Annotated in this window: 16 protein-coding genes and 2 pseudogenes; 6 read left to right on the top strand and 12 right to left on the bottom strand. The window is 41.7% G+C overall.

Annotated features, from left to right (window positions below):
- Positions 1-13 precede the first annotated feature (13 nt).
- A complete protein-coding gene (locus tag M0Q51_07450) occupies positions 14-733 on the top strand; it encodes a rhomboid family intramembrane serine protease (GenBank protein MCK9399816.1) in 720 nt (239 codons plus the stop codon).
- Here M0Q51_07450 and M0Q51_07445 read toward each other — a convergent pair.
- The 3 genes from M0Q51_07445 to M0Q51_07435 are packed head-to-tail and all read right to left on the bottom strand — an operon-like array spanning position 727 to position 3,450.
- Entirely contained in the window at positions 727-2,187 is a 1,461-nt protein-coding gene (locus M0Q51_07445) for an MFS transporter (protein MCK9399815.1), read from the bottom strand. The genes M0Q51_07450 and M0Q51_07445 overlap by 7 nt on opposite strands.
- A 36-nt stretch (positions 2,188-2,223) precedes the next feature.
- Positions 2,224-3,207 (bottom strand): helix-hairpin-helix domain-containing protein, encoded by a 984-nt coding sequence (locus tag M0Q51_07440; protein MCK9399814.1) that lies wholly within the window; start codon positions 3,205-3,207, stop codon positions 2,224-2,226.
- Positions 3,208-3,258: 51 nt separating this feature from the next.
- Positions 3,259-3,450 (bottom strand): hypothetical protein, encoded by a 192-nt coding sequence (locus M0Q51_07435; protein MCK9399813.1) that lies wholly within the window; start codon positions 3,448-3,450, stop codon positions 3,259-3,261.
- Positions 3,451-3,463: 13 nt separating this feature from the next.
- On the opposite strand from M0Q51_07435, the gene M0Q51_07430 reads away from it, so the two are divergent.
- The 3 genes and pseudogenes from M0Q51_07430 (at position 3,464) to M0Q51_07420 (ending at position 5,850) form a co-directional block, all read left to right on the top strand.
- The gene (locus M0Q51_07430; GenBank protein MCK9399812.1) at positions 3,464-3,745 is read left to right on the top strand and encodes a hypothetical protein; all 282 of its coding nucleotides are present in this window, start codon (positions 3,464-3,466) and stop codon (positions 3,743-3,745) included.
- A 246-nt stretch (positions 3,746-3,991) separates the two neighbouring features.
- Positions 3,992-5,560 carry an amino acid permease gene (locus tag M0Q51_07425; GenBank protein MCK9399811.1) on the top strand — a complete coding sequence of 523 codons (1,569 nt, stop codon included), beginning with the start codon at positions 3,992-3,994 and terminating at the stop codon, positions 5,558-5,560.
- A 128-nt stretch (positions 5,561-5,688) separates the two neighbouring features.
- Positions 5,689-5,850 (top strand): annotated as a pseudogene (locus tag M0Q51_07420) (IS3 family transposase).
- Here the strand turns inward: M0Q51_07420 and M0Q51_07415 are convergent.
- Positions 5,839-6,081 (bottom strand): annotated as a pseudogene (locus M0Q51_07415) (amino acid permease). The pseudogenes M0Q51_07420 and M0Q51_07415 sit on opposite strands and share 12 nt — an antisense overlap.
- A 295-nt stretch (positions 6,082-6,376) precedes the next feature.
- Here M0Q51_07415 and M0Q51_07410 point away from each other — a divergent pair.
- Positions 6,377-8,842, top strand: a complete 2,466-nt coding sequence (locus M0Q51_07410) for an AMP-binding protein (GenBank protein MCK9399810.1) — start codon at positions 6,377-6,379, stop codon at positions 8,840-8,842.
- Positions 8,843-8,852: 10 nt separating this feature from the next.
- Here M0Q51_07410 and M0Q51_07405 read toward each other — a convergent pair whose 3' ends face one another.
- The 4 genes from M0Q51_07405 to M0Q51_07390 all read right to left on the bottom strand — a co-directional run bounded on the left by M0Q51_07405 (position 8,853) and on the right by M0Q51_07390 (position 12,769).
- Complete coding sequence (locus tag M0Q51_07405) at positions 8,853-10,289, bottom strand: amino acid permease (protein ID MCK9399809.1); 1,437 nt, start codon at positions 10,287-10,289, stop codon at positions 8,853-8,855.
- A gap of 44 nt (positions 10,290-10,333) precedes the next feature.
- Positions 10,334-11,869: a ribonuclease Y gene (gene rny / locus M0Q51_07400; GenBank protein ID MCK9399808.1), complete on the bottom strand. Its 1,536-nt coding sequence runs from the start codon at positions 11,867-11,869 to the stop codon at positions 10,334-10,336.
- A 300-nt stretch (positions 11,870-12,169) separates the two neighbouring features.
- Positions 12,170-12,457, bottom strand: a complete 288-nt coding sequence (locus M0Q51_07395) for a cell division protein ZapA (protein MCK9399807.1) — start codon at positions 12,455-12,457, stop codon at positions 12,170-12,172.
- A 24-nt stretch (positions 12,458-12,481) separates the two neighbouring features.
- Complete coding sequence (locus M0Q51_07390; GenBank protein ID MCK9399806.1) at positions 12,482-12,769, bottom strand: hypothetical protein; 288 nt, start codon at positions 12,767-12,769, stop codon at positions 12,482-12,484.
- Between the two features lie 288 nt (positions 12,770-13,057).
- On the opposite strand from M0Q51_07390, the gene M0Q51_07385 reads away from it, so the two are divergent.
- On the top strand, positions 13,058-13,261 hold the full coding sequence (locus M0Q51_07385) for a type II toxin-antitoxin system HicB family antitoxin (protein MCK9399805.1): 204 nt from the start codon (positions 13,058-13,060) through the stop codon (positions 13,259-13,261).
- Between the two features lie 366 nt (positions 13,262-13,627).
- Here the strand turns inward: M0Q51_07385 and M0Q51_07380 are convergent, their stop codons facing one another.
- The 4 genes from M0Q51_07380 to M0Q51_07365 all read right to left on the bottom strand — a co-directional run bounded on the left by M0Q51_07380 (position 13,628) and on the right by M0Q51_07365 (position 16,917).
- Complete coding sequence (locus M0Q51_07380) at positions 13,628-13,798, bottom strand: hypothetical protein (protein ID MCK9399804.1); 171 nt, start codon at positions 13,796-13,798, stop codon at positions 13,628-13,630.
- 23 nt (positions 13,799-13,821) lie between these two features.
- Positions 13,822-13,995: a hypothetical protein gene (locus M0Q51_07375; GenBank protein MCK9399803.1), complete on the bottom strand. Its 174-nt coding sequence runs from the start codon at positions 13,993-13,995 to the stop codon at positions 13,822-13,824.
- A 52-nt stretch (positions 13,996-14,047) separates the two neighbouring features.
- On the bottom strand, positions 14,048-14,902 hold the full coding sequence (locus tag M0Q51_07370) for a hypothetical protein (protein ID MCK9399802.1): 855 nt from the start codon (positions 14,900-14,902) through the stop codon (positions 14,048-14,050).
- A gap of 221 nt (positions 14,903-15,123) precedes the next feature.
- On the bottom strand, positions 15,124-16,917 hold the full coding sequence (locus M0Q51_07365) for a hypothetical protein (protein ID MCK9399801.1): 1,794 nt from the start codon (positions 16,915-16,917) through the stop codon (positions 15,124-15,126).
- Positions 16,918-17,092 lie beyond the last annotated feature (175 nt).

Raw genomic sequence — 17,092 nt, 5'->3', positions numbered from 1 at the left:
TTTCCCTTTCATAATGAGAGAAGACGAAAAAAGAATAATTCATAGCCTGGTTTTCCCATCCCTGTTAGTTTTGATCATGTGGGCCGTCAGGTTGATCCAGACAATCGGTGGGTACGATCTGTCCTTCCTCGGCATCTATCCGTTAAAATGGCAGGGCCTCGTTGGAATAATCACCACACCGTTTATTCACAGCGGTTTTTCTCATCTCATCGCTAATTCAGTTCCCATGATTATACTGGGTTCGGCGCTGTTTTATTTTTACCGGGAAATTGCATTTCGTATCCTGGTATTGATCTGGCTTTTTACAGGTTTCTGGGTTTGGATTGGCGGAAGAGAAGCCTGCCATATCGGTGCGAGCGGTATAGTTTATGGTCTCGCAGCCTTCATTCTTGTCAGCGGGATACTTCGTCGTCATGCGGGCCTGATGGCGATGGCGCTGATCGTGGTATTTCTATATGGCAGCCTGATCTGGGGCATTTTTCCTGAATTCTTCCCTGAAGAGAATATTTCGTGGGAATCGCATCTCTTTGGCCTCGTCGCAGGGATTTCAATGGCATTTTATTACCGGAAAGAAGGCCCGCAGCGCAAGGTTTATGACTGGGAACTTGAAGAAAAGCATGATGATGGGAATGAAGATGAAGATGAAAACGATGATGGCGCTTATTGGAAAACTACCCTTACCGATCAAGAAATACATGAAATCCGGCATATCTACAGAAAACGGGATCAATAAGCCTGTTTCCCTGGATTTCTTCCTAAAAACCAATTATAGACAAATAACGCCGCAACGGTCAGCAGGCCGATACCGGTGAAGATCATCCAGATTTTTGAAGGATGGTAAGTGTTCCAAAGAAAGAGTGTCAGTTCATGAGGTGTCATCCCCATCCGGGCTGCGGCTTGCGCAACGTACTCATTCTGGGAAAAAGAGGCCGAAATTTCGGGGATACTTAATCCCCTGGCGGCAACCTCACGCTGCAAAAGCGTGATCTTGTCTGCAACGGGACCGTAAACGTTTCCCGAGAGGATGCCGGCCAGGAAATTTCCTCCTGCCATCGGAATAAAATAACAGCCCATGTACAAAGCGACCTTGTCTTCCGGCGCAATCCGGCCAACGTATTCCAGGATCTTGGGAGAACTGGTCATTTCGCCAAAAGCAAAGATCAGAATAGACAGGAAAAGGAAGAAAGGGTTCAGCGTAACGAACCAGAGCCCGATACCGATGGCACAGATAAAAATGCCGGCCAGCATGGTTTTCAGCGGTTTGAAGCGCATCACCAGGCTGGAAACCAGTACCTGGAAAACTACGATGTAAAAAGCATCGATATTGGTAAGCATTTCCGGGGCGATCGTCCCTTTTTCAGTGCCGATAGCCCTGGCCAATGACGGTGAAACAGAATCCAATATATTGTAAATAGGGGAGGTGTCGAGCCACTGATCTATAAAAACCGGCAGGGTATAGAAAAGCTGGTTGTACATGGCCCAGAAACCAATGATGATGATGAGGAAAATGAGCAGCCTGAGATCACTGAGCGCGGAACCGATGTTACGGAAGATATTGACGATTGACTTCATCAGCGGTTCGCTTTTCCTTTCCAATGGCGGTTCCCGGAAAATGAAAAGTACCAGCAAAAGGTTGATGCCAATTACAGCTGCCGACATGATAAAAACCAGGTCCCAGCTCACTTCCCGCAATTTGGACGCGAAAATGGGGCCGACAAAAGCGCCGATATTGACAATCATGTAAAAGATGCCAAAGCCGATAGATGACGTTTTGTCGTTAGTGCTTTTACGAATGGTGGCAGAAATGACCGGCTTGAACAATCCAGCTCCGACACCCAGGTAAAGAAAAACAAACCAGAGTGCGGTGTAGCTTCTTACCACACCCATCATGTAATAACCGGTTATAAGAATGATATAAGCAAGGATAAGGATTTTCTTATAGCCGAATCTATCAGCAATAGCGCCTGTAAAGGTTGGAAGAAAGTAGAGGATCATGACGACGGTACCGGTGAGCAGGCCTTTCTGCGCCTGGGAAAAGCCCAGCGCTCCTGTGTCGGTTGAACCAGTCAGGTAGAGAGGGAGGACGAGGAACATCCCGTACCACGCCCATCGTTCAAAAAGCTCCATGGTGTTGGCAACCCAGAAGGCCCTTGGGAAATTGCTGAATATCCGGCCGATTTTTGTCATAGAATTTTACTAGGGATCAGGCAGCAATGATAAGAATTATTTTCCTGCAGACGGTTTGACATCCAGGTACGGTGCTATCTTTTCGTACAATTCCTCGTACATGACAGGTATTGTCCTAATCTGTCCGACAGAATCATAGGCTTTAATTTCATCTTTGAAATTGAAAACAGCCTTGACCAGGTAATATTCAAAGTATGGATGTCTTAACAATTCTTTAAAGGTTACACTATTCAGGTCGATCTTTCTAACCTGCTGCGGGTTAACGGTGATCTGCCCCCTGAACTGGTTGTAGCGAATGCTATCCATGCCTCTTATTTCCATGAGCTGCTCAACGCTGGTAAACCCGCCCAAAAGCTCACGGTACCTGATGATCCTGCCTGCATATGATGGCCCGATGCCATGGCAGGCGAGTAGTGATGCAGAATCAGTCGAATTCAGTTCGATGATAAGCGTATCCGGTTTATATTTTGTGAAGTTATTGCCTGGTTTTGTGTAGTTTTTATTATCATTATTATTAATATAAGATGATGACGGTGCTTTCTCCATTTCTTTAATCCGGACATATGGCTCAAGGATTGCAAAGACTGAATCATTCATACCATAGATCCTGCCAAGACCTTTTTTATCACGGAAAGTCCCTCCCTTTTCGCGATAACGAAGGATATTGCGGGCGATTTTGGCTCCTATGCCCATATTAACCCATTGTTGTTCGTTTAAATCATTCGGATCGAAATTAAAAGGAGATGCAATGAAGGAGCTAAGATCAGCGCCCTCATCTTTTGAATAATTATCAGAAAATTTTTGTGGTTTTATCTTTTCTGTTGAGTCAAGTTTATCAATGGATGCAATGAAAGTTGATACTGCAATTTGAAAAGGGGCAATGTCGTACTCCTTTTCCGGGACCAGTTGTGGAAGGAAAAGATTGATCAATACAGATAATAGCAACAGGCCCAGCAGGATGATCAAACCCCGCTGTTCTTTCCGGTTAAAGGCAAAATAATCTTTGATCCGGTCTTTCATTACCGATTGATCCGGAAAAATGAAAAATATACCCGGTCAAAAGGAGAAATTTTATAACCCCGGTTTATGGAATTTGCTATGGTTGACGCTGTAAGTAAAATAGATCAGAAACCCGATACCCATCCAGATCAGCAACCGGAGCCAGGTATCAAACGGAAGGGCGACCATTTGTGCCAGGCAGACAGCTGTACCAAGTATCGGGACCAGGGGTACCCATGGGGTTCGGATCGGATCCCTAATCATTATTTTAGTGGTGGTGAATGTTATATTTTTAAAATTTATATGTAGAACCTTCAGACCTTCGTGGACACTTTATAGTAAATTTAAATGTGTAAACAAGGAGGTTGAAAATGAATCCCCGGAAGTTCAAAAAGTAGTAGATGTTTTACAGGTAAGCGGATATTTCAAGAATAAACAAGATAAGTTTATTGTTGTAAAAATTCATCCGGGTCAAAAAGAATTAAGGTTAATTATATCACAAAGGGAAAAGTATGTTTTTAATTTAGATGCTAGAAAACTTATGTATGCTTTTGATTAGGTTGGTTTTAATAAAGTAGGTGTTATTTTTCCAAAAAGTCATTTTTAAAATTAGTGTGAAAAGGAATCATAAAATCATTATGGATTTTTTCATAATAGGGAATTTCTTTATGAAATAACAAATAGAATAATGTAAACACCATAATTGAAACGCCAAATAAGAAGAATGAAATAATTTCACTCTTTTTGCTTGTTTGTGTCCAAACATTTTATTTTTACCTTTAATTCCAATTTTAACACGCACCTTATGTTCAAAGATCTTTTCAGTATTAAACCAATAAACCAGATCCTAAAAGAGTCTGATCAAGTCGAACATGGCTTTAAGCGCGTATTAACTGCGACTAACCTGACTACTTTAGGCATTGGGGCCATCATCGGCGCAGGAATCTTCGTAATAACAGGACAGGCAGCTGCGATGTATGCCGGCCCTGCTATTGTGATCTCATTCCTTATTTCCGGAGTAGCTTGTGCCTTTGCAGGTTTATGTTATGCTGAATTTGCTTCGATGATCCCGGTTGCCGGAAGCGCTTATACTTATGCCTATGCAACACTGGGTGAGTTTATTGCCTGGATCATTGGCTGGGATCTAATCGTTGAATATCTTTTTGCATGCTCTGCTGTTTCGGTTGGATGGTCGGGTTACCTGGTGAGTTTCTTGGCTGATTTCAATGTTCATATACCTGCTTTTCTTTCAGCCCCTACCGGCACAACACTGATAAATGTTCCTGATTTAGGGTGGAAACCTGAAACCCCATCACTCCTGCAAGATCTGGTGAGCAAAGGGATAAACGCGGACTCACTTCAGCATGTCCAGGCTATCTGTAATCTGCCTGCCATGTTCATTATCGCCATTCTTACAATGGCACTGGTCCGTGGTATCAGGGAATCGGCAATATTAAATGATATCATGGTTATCGTCAAAGTGGGTGTGATCATTTTGTTTATCATTACAGGATTTTACTTTGTAAAAAATGTTAACTGGCATCCTTTCATACCGCCAAATACCGGGGGATTTGGAAATTTTGGCTGGTCGGGTATATTCCGTGCGGCCGGAGTGATATTTTTTGCCTATATTGGCTTCGATGCAGTTTCAACAGCTGCTCAGGAAGCTAAACATCCCCAGCGTGATATGCCTATTGGAATCATGGGATCGTTAGGTATTTCTACAGTCTTATATATCCTGGTAGCTATTGTTCTTACCGGGATTGTCAGCTACTCCCAATTGAATGTCGCTGATCCGATGGCTGTTGGTGTCAATGCCATGGGGCAGAAAATGTTTTGGTTTCGACCGATAATCAAGATTGCCGCTCTCGCAGGCTTGGGTTCTGTCATACTGGTTCACTTGCTGGGCCAGCCTAGGATATTTTTTTTCATGGCTAAAGATGGTCTGTTACCACCTGTCTTTTCAAAAGTGCATCCGCGTTTTAAAACTCCATTTGTCAGCACTTTACTCACAGGATTTGTGGCCATGATTATTGCCGGTATTTTACCTATGTCAATTTTAAGCGAACTGGTTTCTATAGGTACCTTATTTGCCTTCGCCATTGTTTGCATAAGTATCATCGTTCTCAGAAAAACCAGACCCGATATTCATCGTCCGTTTAAAACTCCCTGGGTTCCTGTTGTTCCGATACTAGGAGCAGGAGTGTGCTTAGTTCAGATGATAGCACTTCCAATGGCTACATGGTTTCGACTGATTATCTGGCTGATAATTGGAGTACTGATCTATTACTTCTATAGTTACAAGCATAGCAAGCTCAATATTGCACGGAAACAAGCAAAAGAGGGTTCCGATATTCATAAGCCAAGAAAATGAGTGAAGGCATGAAATTTCGAAAGTCCCTGAATCTCTTTGTTTCAGCCACAAGTGGACTAATTTGAGAGTAAATTTAAGGTGGGATATTGGGAAACCAAGTAATAAATCAACCCTAAAATCCCACAAAGATGGTAAGTAAGAAAAAACAGACTGAAGCGACAGTTATCAAAGACATTAAGCGGCAAACCCGTCGCATCTATTCCTCAGAAGAGAAAATCAAGATTGTTCTGGAAGGATTACGTGGAGAAGATAGCATCGCTGCAATATGCCGGCGATACAGCATAGCAGAGGCCGGCAAAAGCGCAGGCCACTCCTGATATAACAAAGGATATCAGGATAGCCGGCCCGGCGTACTGTGCTGCCGCCTGCCCGGTGATGACGAAAATCCCGGCCCCGATAATGGCTCCGATGCCGAGTGTTGTTAGGTTAGTGGCTGTGAGTGTCCTTTTAAGCCCTTCCTTTTTTTCCGATTCCTGTAAAATATCGTGGATGGGCTTGGTGGTGAAGAGTTTGTTTCGCATAAGGGTGAATTTTTAACCTTTATCTTGTCAAAAATATGAATTCAATTTGATTGTTGAATTAATTGAGGAAAATTAATTCTCCGAGCCTCCGCGTCTCTGCGGTTATAAAGACTTTATGAGGTATCTCCGAAAGGGAGGGGCTATACAATGTTACGTGTTACGTGTTACGTGTTTCAAGGTTTCACCATTCCACCGTTTCACCGTTTCACTGTTCCACCGTTTCACCGTTACAAATTTCAAGTTTTGTTCGAAAAAGTCATATCTTTGTGATATTCGAGTACCATTTCCTACCTTCATGATCAATACCAACTATTTTGACAAACCGGCTCTGATCACTAAAGATCAAACGGTTACATATCGCAGCCTCATCCGTCAAATAAACAGATTTGCAGGCTTGTTCTCAGGAAAAGGATATCAAAAGATAGCCTTGTTTTCGGAAAACCGCCCTGAATGGATATATACTTTTTATGCGGCCTGGCAGAATGATGCCATCGTGGTTCCGATTGATTTCCTCTCGTCGGCGGAAGATGCCGCCTATATCATCAATGATTGTCGCCCGGAATTGATCTTCGCCAGCCGGGGCATGAGCAAATCCTGGGAAAAAATGATTGGAAAGATGGACTATCTTCCTGAAATCATCTTCTTCGAAGATATTCCCGGTGACGAAACACTTTCGGATTTATCCTGGGAATTGCCTGCCCACGCCGAAAAGACTGCTGTGATCATATACACTTCCGGAACTACGGGAAGCCCAAAAGGCGTTATGTTGTCTTTCGCAAACCTGATTGCCAACTTAAAGGCGGTAACGGATGATGTTAAGATCTTTAATGCTGACCGCCAGGTGCTGATGCTGCTTCCATTGCATCATATTTTTCCCCTGATGGGATCGATGATGGCGCCATTGTCCGCCGGAGGCACTGTAGTTATGGCTCCTTCCATGCAGTCTTCAGACATCATCGAAACTTTGAAAAATAACCAGGTAAAGATCATGATAGGCGTTCCCAGGTTGTATGAACTGCTTTACCGGGGAATCAAAGCAAAGATCGATGCCAAAGCCATAGGAAGGATCTTTTACCGCTTGGTCAAACTATCCCATAGCAAGTGGCTGGCTATGAAGATCTTCAAAAGAGTGCACGAGGGACTCGGAGGACACCTCGAGATCATGGTTGCCGGCGGGGCTGCTTTGAATAAAGATGCAGGGCATTTCTTCCAGGTATTGGGTTTTGAAGTGCTTGAAGGTTATGGTATGACTGAAGCCGCACCGATGATTACCTTTCCGAGACCGGGCCATGCTATTATTGGTACAGCAGGACAAGCACTTCCGGGTTTGACAGTTGAAATCCGCGACGGAGAAATTGTGGCCAAAGGACCGAATATCATGCAGGGATATTACAACCGGCCGGAAGAAACGGCCGAAGTCCTCAGGGATGGCTGGCTTTATACCGGCGACCTCGGTGAGATCGATGAAAAAGGATATCTGCGTATCACCGGCAGGAAAAAAGAGATCATCGTGCTGCCTAATGGCAAGAATATTAATCCGGTAGAACTGGAATTTAAACTGGAGAAAAATGTAGCCTGTATAAAAGAAGCCGGGGTGTTTTTACATCATGATATCTTCTTTGCTGTCATCTATCCCGATTATAAAATTCTATCTGAAGAGGGGGTGGAAAATCCCGAAAACTACTTCCGGGAACAGATTTTGCCTGATTTTAACCGTGAACTTACTTCGTACAAAAGGATTATGCAGTTTTCACTGGTAAAGGAAGAATTGCCCAGGACACGCCTCGGAAAGATCCAGCGTTTCAAGCTGGAGAACTTGCTGGGAGAAAAGCAAAAAAGAGCGGGAAAATCCTATGAAGATGCGGGTTCTGAAGAATACCTTGCAGTAAAATCATTCATTGAGAGCCAGGTAGATATGGATATTTCCCCGGACGACCACCTGGAGTTCGACATTGCCCTTGACTCTCTTGGGAAGCTTAGCCTCATAGACTTTATCGAAAAAACTTTCGGGGTAAAAATCGAAGAAGAAAACCTGGCGAAGTTTGCTTCGGTCAAGTCACTCGTCGAACACATCAAAAATAATAAGCGCTGGCACCATGCTGATGTAACCAACTGGGCAGCTGCACTGAAAGAAAAAGTGCAGGTGAAACTGCCGAAGACATGGCCGACGTTAGCGGTTCTTAAAAGTTCAGCCCGGGGATTTTTCTCCATATATTCCCGTTTAAAAAGCGATGGCGCTCAGAATGTGCCTGAAGGGCCATGCATTATCACTCCCAATCACCAGAGTTTTTTCGACGGCTTGTATATTTTAGCGGCACTTAAGATGAAAACGCTGAAAAACAGCTATTTCTATGCGAAGAAGAAACATGTAAACAACAGTTTCCTTCAGTTTCTGGCGAACACGAATAATGTCATCGTCATGGATGTCAATAAGGATCTGAAAGAATCCATACAAAAGCTTGCAGAGGTATTGAAGAAGGGTAAAAATGTCATCATTTTCCCGGAAGGTACGCGGACGAAAACCGGCAGGTTGGGGGAATTCAAAAAGACTTTTGCCATTCTCAGCAAAGAGCTCAACATACCGGTTGTTCCCGTGGCCATTAACGGGGCTTATCGTGCCATGCCCGGCAGGGCCATCTTTCCCCGCCCATTCAGCCGGATCAGTGTAAGCTTTTCAAAGCCAATCTACCCTAAGGGTTTCAGCAGTGACGAGATAACCAGGGTGGTGCAGGAAAAGATACACAAAATGGTATCTGAATGATCATGAAGGGCTAAGTTGGTTTCCGCCTTTTCCACAAATAGTACACAGGCACACCTGAAAGAACTATGACTAATCCCGGCCAGGTGAATAAAGGCTTATAAACCAACAGTATAATAATGATCAGCAGGCAGGCGGCTATGTAAATAATAGGGAATACCGGGAAGCCGAATGCTTTATACGGCCGCTCCCATTCCGGATGTTTTTTTCTGAGAACAAATACAGAAAAGATGACCAGGACATAGAAGATCAGCGCGGCAAAGATCACATAATCGAGCAGTTGGCTGTAACTGCCTGTCAGACAAAGGATGGTTGCCCATCCGGCCTGTATCCACAAGGCAAACGCGGGGACGCCCTTACTGCTGAGTTCACCGGTTCTTTTGAAGAACAGCCGGTCTTTAGCCATGGCAAAAGTTACCCGTGCACCGGCAAGGATAATTCCGTTATTGCAGCCAAAGGTGGAAATAACCACTACTACAGCCATGAGCAGTTCGGTATTTTTTCCGAATATACCGTAGATAGCTGCTGTGGCAACCCTGTCTTCACTGGCAAACTGGATACCTCTTTCCAGTACTGTCGCTCCTTCGGGGATACCCCTGACTGGCAGTGCAATAATATAAACCACATTGACCAAAAAATAGATCAGGCAAACAGTCAGGGAGCCAATAAAGAGACTGCGGGCGATCGTCTTTTTGGGATTGATCACCTCATCTGAAGTATAGGTAATATTGTACCATGCATCAGCAGCAAAAAGTGAGCCCACCATGGCCATTCCTACGGCAATGAGCAAAGAAAAGCCTTTTACAGGGATCTGTACGCCATCCTCGACCCGTGCAGCATCCCAGAAATCAGGTGAATGGAAAATATTGAGCTGGGTGGCTTTGGCAACATAGATACCGATTACAATAAAAGCCAGCAGGATCAACACCTTGGAATAGGTAAAGATATTCTGAACGCGCTTGCCTTCCTTGATCCCCCTGGTATTGATCCAGGTAAGGACCAGGATCATAATAATAGCCAAAAGCTGGGTTGAGTTAAACTTAAAAAAACCTAAGTCCAGCACCGTATTATGTTCCGAGATTACCGGCAGAAGAACACCGGTAAACTTGGCAAAAGCCATTGCCACTGCAGCGATCGTTCCGCATTGAATGACCAGGAAAAACGTCCAGCCATACAGGAAACCGAACAGGGGGGAATAGGCCTCACGGAGGTAAACATAAATGCCGCCGGCATGGGGCAGCATGCTTGCCAGTTCTCCGTAACTTACGGCAGCCAGAACAGTCATGACCAACGTTATTGCCCATACGACCAGCAGCCAGCCCGGGGAGCCCACGTTCCTTGCGATATCGGCGCTTACAATGAAAATCCCGGATCCGATCATAGAGCCCATGGTGATGGCCGCTGAATCAAAGAGATTGAGTGATTTCTTAAACTGGCCTTCTGATGCCATTAGAATCCGGGATTAACTAAAAGATTGGCTAAAGTAAAAAAAATTCATTTCGCGTAATTCACCGCCCGGGTTTCCCGTATAACAGTAATTTTGATCTGCCCCGGATAAGTCATCTCATCCTGGATCTTCCTGGATAATTCGTAGGATATCTTACTGGCATCATTATCTGATATTTTATCGGCACCAACGATAACCCTCAGTTCACGACCTGCCTGGATGGCATAAGTTTTTACCACACCGGGATAGGAAAGGGCGAGGTTTTCGAGTTTATTGAGCCTTTGGATATAGGCTTCAGCCACTTCGCGCCGGGCTCCAGGCCTTGCGCCGGAAATGGCATCACAAACCTGAACGATTGGTGCGATCAGCGATTCCATCTCGATTTCATCATGATGTGCACCGATTGCATTGCAAATCTCGGGGTTCTCCTTGAATTTTTCAGCCAGCTTCATGCCAAGTATTGCATGCGGCAAATCCGGCTCATTGTCAGGCACTTTTCCTATATCGTGAAGTAATCCTGCCCTTTTAGCCATTTTGGGATTGAGCCCCAGCTCAGCCGCCATCGTCGCGCTAAGCTTTGCCACTTCGATAGAGTGGGCCAGGAGGTTTTGTCCGTATGAAGAGCGGTATTTCATTTTACCGATCATCCTGACCAGTTCATTATGCAGGTTGTGGATACCGAGATCGATACAGGTCCTTTTGCCGATTTCTATAACTTCCTGCTCGATCTGCTTTGTAGTTTTAGCAACTACTTCCTCAATCCTGGCCGGGTGAATACGACCGTCAGTAACAAGTTTATGCAGCGAGAGCCTGGCAATTTCCCTTCTGACAGGGTCAAAACCTGATAAAATAATGGCTTCCGGCGAATCATCGATGATGATCTCTACCCCGGTAAGCGCTTCCAATGCTCTGATGTTCCGGCCTTCCCGGCCGATAATACGTCCTTTGACATCGTCGTTTTCCAATGGAAAAACAGATACGGTATTTTCTATAGCATGTTCAGCCGCAGTCCGCTGTATAGTTTCAATCACGATCTTCTTTGCTTCCCGCTGGGCTGTGATCTTGGCTTCCTCGATAGTGTCCTTGATGTAGACCAGTGCTTCAGATTTAGCCTCTTCCCTCAGTGTTTCAATGATCTGTTCCTTAGCTTCCGCAGCAGAAAGTCCCGCAATGACCTCAAGTTTTTCGACCTGCTCCTTTACCGCACGGTCATATTCTGACTGCTTTTTTGTTATGATTTCTAATTGATTATTAAGGTTTTCCCTAATGGCGGTGATTTCATTTTGTTTTCGCTGGTTTTCCTCAAATTTTTGAGAGATAAGGGTTTCTTTCTGTTTTAGCCTGGTTTCGTTTATCTGGACGGCGTTGTTTCTTTCATTAACGGCTTTTTCGTGCTCTGTTTTTAATTCAAGAAACCTTTCCTTGGCTTGCAGGATCTTCTCTTTCTTTATTACTTCAGCTTTTTCTTCTGCCTCATGCATTATGGTTTCCAGTTTCCCGGCGTTAAGCTTTCGTAAGATAAAAGATCCGATCACCACTCCAAGTACCAGTCCTGCCAATCCATCTAGTAGGTAAATTAATATTTGGTTCATGGTTCAGTAATGATTAGAAGTATATGATTAAGTTGACTAATGTTCATAAAAATACCCGCTATTAATCCAGGGGTTTGGGATAAACCCAAATTATTATGGCTAGGGTCGCCCCGGATGTTCGAACGTCCACTGTCCACTAAAGTGAATCCAGCAATGAAGCTGGTTGAGGCCTGTCCTTGCGCCGGTAAGTCGTACCCTGATTTTGATCATGTTGATTTATCAAACCAGAATTGGATTAATGCGGGTAAATTTCTTTTCTGATATTTTCAAAGAACGCGTGGGATCGAACTGCTAATCCGGATGTGTCGTGATTAATTGCTCCATCTTCTGAAGCCGTGTTATAACCATATTTTCTCCGGATAAAAGGTCACTTTCAAGTTTCTGGACGGTTGACGCGTAATGCAACAATACCATCGCCATCAGGTCCTGCTTATCATTAAAGGCGAAGTGCTCCGAATATTCCCTGATCCTTTGCTCAATTTCCTTAACTGCTTTCCGGATGACTTCTTCTTCTTCCCTTTTGATTTTTAACCTGTAAGGCCTGTCGGCAATATTTACCGTGATGGTAAGCTCTTCCATGTCCCTTCCAATGCCCCAGTTTCATTATTTATTTAACAGTTCAATACACCGGTCAATTTCCCGCACCAGGTCCCGAATCTTGTCCTTTACCTTGCCCGTCTCCTGAGTTGATTCGACGGATTTGGCAATCTTCAACGCCTGGACCTGCTTTTTTAAATTTTCTTTCTCTTCTTTCTGCTCTTCAATTGTTTTAAGTTGAATGACCGATTGTTTGATCAATAGATCTTTCTCAGTTTTTATTTTTTGGTGATCCTCAGCAAGTTGCCTTATTTTCTCCTCAAGTTTCTGAAGATATCCTTCCACAAGATCCATAAGTCAATTTGCCGGGTTTAAGTTCATTTCTGACAAAATTATCAAAATTCCGTCTCAATCGCAAATATCATTGAAAATATATATTAATCCCCCGATCATACAAATTGAAAATTGAAATTTGAAATTCGGCAAATCGGTAAATCGACACTTTTTTTTATCAGGGCTTGTCTGTAAGGATTTCACCTTATCGAAAATAGATTATAAGGGACGTGTATAAATTTCAGCAACATTTTATGGTTATCTTTGTACAGCTACTTCGGTATTTTGAGTAAAAAAACAATATTTACGATGAGCAAGACTAAAAATAAAATCTTACACCTTCCGATACTTATTGAACAGGACGAAGATAATGTTTACATCGTTAGTTGCCCTGTTTTTAAGGGCTGTCATTCATTTGGCAAAACTATTGACGAAGCTTTGGCGAATATCAGGGAAGTTATTGACATGTGCCTGGAACCGGAGGAATTCCTTCAAATATACAACAACCGCTAAGACGGGGGAGGCGCTGAGAATTCTTAAAAAATTTGAGAAAAATAACTTTACTAAATCATCTTATGATGATAAATCACACTTTTAATAGTATTTTAAAAGCAAGGATTAAAGAAATTCATTGGTTTTGGCATCAGATAGGAAATACCAAATCTTATCTCTTTTAGTATTCATATTAAAATAAATTAGGCCTAATATGTTGCGGCTTGCGGTCAGTGGCGGATTGTCCACCTGCTACAAAGATAATTACTTGCACACACTTTCAATTTGCTCGTCAACCGCTATTGCCGCAAGCCGCTGTTATGGTCATGTGCGGCTGTCTGTCCGAAGCGATAATGTTTCAAGTTTGCTGTCATGTTTGTTAGAGGTCTAAATATTTTTAAGTAAATCGTTTCCATCAAGTCCGACAACCTTCAAACCTTCTCTTATTTTTTCTGCAAGAATGAATTTCAGTTTTCCGCTTCTGTCAAATTCTTCTGCCTCTGAAGAATTAAATGTGTAAATAACTCCGAATCCAGGGCAAATGTTTAATGTCTGCATTGCTGTGTCGTAAAACTTTTCATCTAATTTTTCTTCAACTTCTTTGTCATGTTGATTACCTTTTCATCCGCTAACCATTTTAAATATTTCGGCACATCGTCTCTTTTCTGCTGATAAATTTCTCCGACATTGTCTTTCCAGAATTGCAAATAATGTTCGCTGTCGTCTGAATGAAACCAAACCAAGTTTGAAGTCATGAATGAAACATGGAAGTTAGGATAAAAAGCCCAATCAGTGTCTTTGAGATGATTAATGTTTGGAATAGTAAAATGAAATTGCTTGTCTTTGTGAATCACCAAAGTATAAACTCAATTCAATCCACCATTCGTTTTCTTTTTGAGCAAGGATTAAACCGATTTCTTGAATTTGTTGGTAGGATGTATGAATGTAATAGCCCCAACCTCTATGATAATTTACCTTGCTTTCGTCCAGCGAAATTGATTTTAGCAGATTGTTAATTCTTCTGTTTAGCAGTTCTGTGTTTCCTTTACATTGATAGAAACTGTCATAAGGATTGAGGAAAGGAAAATTCTCGTCAATGAAAGAAAGGAAATCTTCAATCATTATTTTCTCGTAGCCCGAAATGGTCTGAACAGTTAGCAGAAGATTTAGTTGCTTGATAATTTCCTTCCATTCTAAAACGGTCGGATTAGAATAAACTATCGTGTCTTCCGCAAGATTTTGTCTTGAAGGATTTAACTGTCCGAACCAAACATTGCCTGAACGAGGTTTGTTTTCAATTACCATTGTCAAGTTGCTTCCGAAAGTAATTATGCCGTCATACCTTGCGTTTCTTTCACTTGACTGAATATTTGTATCATTTTCCGTAACCTGAGAGTCAGTGATGAGAATTGAAAGCAAATAATTTGTGTTGATGTCGGGATTACTTTTTTGAGTTTTAATTTCCCAACCCTGCTCTAAAAAATAAAGAATAGAAATTGGTTTTTCAGTTTTTGAAGTAATGTGTCTGCTCCGACAATATTCAATGAAAGTAAAAAATGCATGGCTTGAATGTTTAAGCAAAACAAGATATGCTCTAGTTAGCTGGTCTTCGTGATAGCCACCTTTTGATTTATATGGGTTGAAGTAATTTAATCTGTCCATGTTGTTAGTTGTCCGTATGTCCTAAAAGCGAAACTTTATGATTTAGCACTATTGGTCGGAGTTGCGATTAGTATTGCTCCTAACGCCTTGCTGGCAGCCGCAGTGCGGGCATTAGCAGATTTTATATTCGAGTTTCGTTTTCATGTCTATTAGCCACAACCAGTTTATTTAACCAGGATGCCCCGCATTGCTCGGCTGCCGGTTCGTTAGGTGAATTAGAATTATTTTGCTTCATCTATTTGACTTCGAGAGTTTAACTTAGCTTCTTTTACAAGTTTTTGATCAACCAATGATTCATGCACCTTTTTACCATGCTTTTTAGAAAGTTCATTTGCATTTCTTTGTATTAAATCATAAATATGCCGAGGATTTAAAGCACCACTCATTTCTACCTTTTTTTTCGCTATTTCATGAAAACATCTTTCAGATACCAGGTCGGCTATTAAAACCTGAGCGGGTAAGGATTTTCTATATTGGCAATTATTACCTACATAATGCAAAACTGAAGGAAAATTGACATAAATTATCACTTTACCTGTCTCTGGACTATAAGATGTTCGTTGAGGTGGTTCTGGTTCATCATTAAATTCAGGTTCATTAAACATACCTTTTCTATCTTTTTCATCTGGTAGTTCTTTGGATCTAATCCTTATCTCTAAAAGGGCTATGACATTTTGATATTCGGCAGTTATTATAGCATCTTGACCAGCTCCTTCACCCCAAATATCTAATTCATATTTTGCAATATGCCGTAATGCATCCGCTTCATTAACAATAATCTCATTTTTAGAAATATGTATAGAATCATTATCAGAAGAAATATTAATTACACTTCCTCCTTCAATTATCTTTATGTACACTAACAAATATATTCTACGAGGTTGATTTGGTCGTAATGTAATACTTTCTGGTTGGAATACCATTCCCTCGTCCAGTAATAATTCCTTTTCTGGTACAACAAACACTTTTGCCTCAGTTATATTATTACCAATTGAAGCGCGCAGAGTCCCATCAATATTAGGTTCAAGTCCTTCAATTGAAATATATTTGCGTAAAATACCAGAACGATCATCTTCCAATATTTTGATTTCTGATGTGAGTACAGTAATTCTTGAATTCGAACAAATAATATTAATGATTGAACCATGCGGGATTACTTTAGTATTCAAGTGTAATTGAAAAGAATAACGTTTACCAACTGTTATTTGGGCTGATGAAGGATAAATGCAGAAACCATTAGGTGGATCGGGAATTTCAGAGCCTATTTCTTGACCCAGTTTTATTCCTGACTCAACTTCATCTTCTGCTATCTTATTTAATATACCGAAAGCCTTTTTGTATCTAATCGCTTCATCTTTATCAACCTTGCTCTGTTCTTCTTTTTGTGTACGTAATTTTTCTTCTTTTACTTTTTGTTCAATACGCTTTTCAATTTCAGATATAAGCAATTTGCAAAATGGATGACGAGTAACAAGACCATCACGTTCTTCGCTAAGAACTGGTTCTTCATTATCAAGGAGTTCTCTAAATCTTTTTATAATTACTTCTCCAAATAAATGAGATGCAAGAGGTTCATTATCATATTTGAAGAGAGATATTCCTAACACAACATCTTGATCATCTAAAATAAGTAATCCACCATCTCTGTCGTCTCCTGCTTGTGTGAGTGCTTTCTCTGAACGGCTAATAGAAAGGTGGATGGGAAAATCACCATATGGATTAAAGGTAATTATAAAATCATCTAATAAAATTTCTTTTCCCTGTGGCATCCGATATCGAAGTGGTCGATCGTCTTTTGCATCCACGTTTATAAGTTTGACTTCTCTTTTCGAATTAGTCATAATCTTCCGAAGAAGATAATTATTTGCTAATTCCCGCTGGACAGTTTCGAATTGAGGAACTATACCACCAGTTTGAGGATTTACTTTGAAATATGCTATAGTGCCATTTACATTGATTCCATGAATACTTCTTAATTCAGATGTTGACGGAGCTGGACCACTTATTTCATACATAGGCTGCCCATTTTCAATAATAAGTTTACATTCCGTAAACTTATTATCTTTGTAACTAATCAGTTTTAAAAAATAATCGTTATTAACAGTTGTATTATTGAAATTAACAGGTTTTCTTTTAGTTCATATTATTAATTTTCATATTCGGCAGATACTAACAATAAAAGGTTGATAA

It is taken from the genome of Bacteroidales bacterium (assembly GCA_023229505.1).
Classification (GTDB): Bacteria; Bacteroidota; Bacteroidia; order Bacteroidales; family JAGOPY01; genus JAGOPY01.
Note: the sequence above shows the minus strand (reverse complement) of the source record. Positions and strands in the feature narration are given on the sequence as shown.

What these genes read in the sequence shown, in the direction of transcription:
- M0Q51_07450 (MCK9399816.1), top strand. Translation starts at nt 14, where the DNA reads ATGAGAGAAGACGAAAAAAGAATAATTCATAGCCTGGTTTTCCCATCC.
- M0Q51_07445 (MCK9399815.1), bottom strand. Translation starts at nt 2,187, where the DNA reads ATGACAAAAATCGGCCGGATATTCAGCAATTTCCCAAGGGCCTTCTGG.
- M0Q51_07440 (MCK9399814.1), bottom strand. Translation starts at nt 3,207, where the DNA reads ATGAAAGACCGGATCAAAGATTATTTTGCCTTTAACCGGAAAGAACAG.
- M0Q51_07435 (MCK9399813.1), bottom strand. Translation starts at nt 3,450, where the DNA reads ATGATTAGGGATCCGATCCGAACCCCATGGGTACCCCTGGTCCCGATA.
- M0Q51_07425 (MCK9399811.1), top strand. Translation starts at nt 3,992, where the DNA reads ATGTTCAAAGATCTTTTCAGTATTAAACCAATAAACCAGATCCTAAAA.
- M0Q51_07410 (MCK9399810.1), top strand. Translation starts at nt 6,377, where the DNA reads ATGATCAATACCAACTATTTTGACAAACCGGCTCTGATCACTAAAGAT.
- M0Q51_07405 (MCK9399809.1), bottom strand. Translation starts at nt 10,289, where the DNA reads ATGGCATCAGAAGGCCAGTTTAAGAAATCACTCAATCTCTTTGATTCA.
- M0Q51_07395 (MCK9399807.1), bottom strand. Translation starts at nt 12,457, where the DNA reads ATGGAAGAGCTTACCATCACGGTAAATATTGCCGACAGGCCTTACAGG.
- M0Q51_07390 (MCK9399806.1), bottom strand. Translation starts at nt 12,769, where the DNA reads ATGGATCTTGTGGAAGGATATCTTCAGAAACTTGAGGAGAAAATAAGG.
- M0Q51_07385 (MCK9399805.1), top strand. Translation starts at nt 13,058, where the DNA reads ATGAGCAAGACTAAAAATAAAATCTTACACCTTCCGATACTTATTGAA.
- M0Q51_07380 (MCK9399804.1), bottom strand. Translation starts at nt 13,798, where the DNA reads ATGCAGACATTAAACATTTGCCCTGGATTCGGAGTTATTTACACATTT.
- M0Q51_07375 (MCK9399803.1), bottom strand. Translation starts at nt 13,995, where the DNA reads ATGACTTCAAACTTGGTTTGGTTTCATTCAGACGACAGCGAACATTAT.
- M0Q51_07370 (MCK9399802.1), bottom strand. Translation starts at nt 14,902, where the DNA reads ATGGACAGATTAAATTACTTCAACCCATATAAATCAAAAGGTGGCTAT.
- M0Q51_07365 (MCK9399801.1), bottom strand. Translation starts at nt 16,917, where the DNA reads ATGTATGAAATAAGTGGTCCAGCTCCGTCAACATCTGAATTAAGAAGT.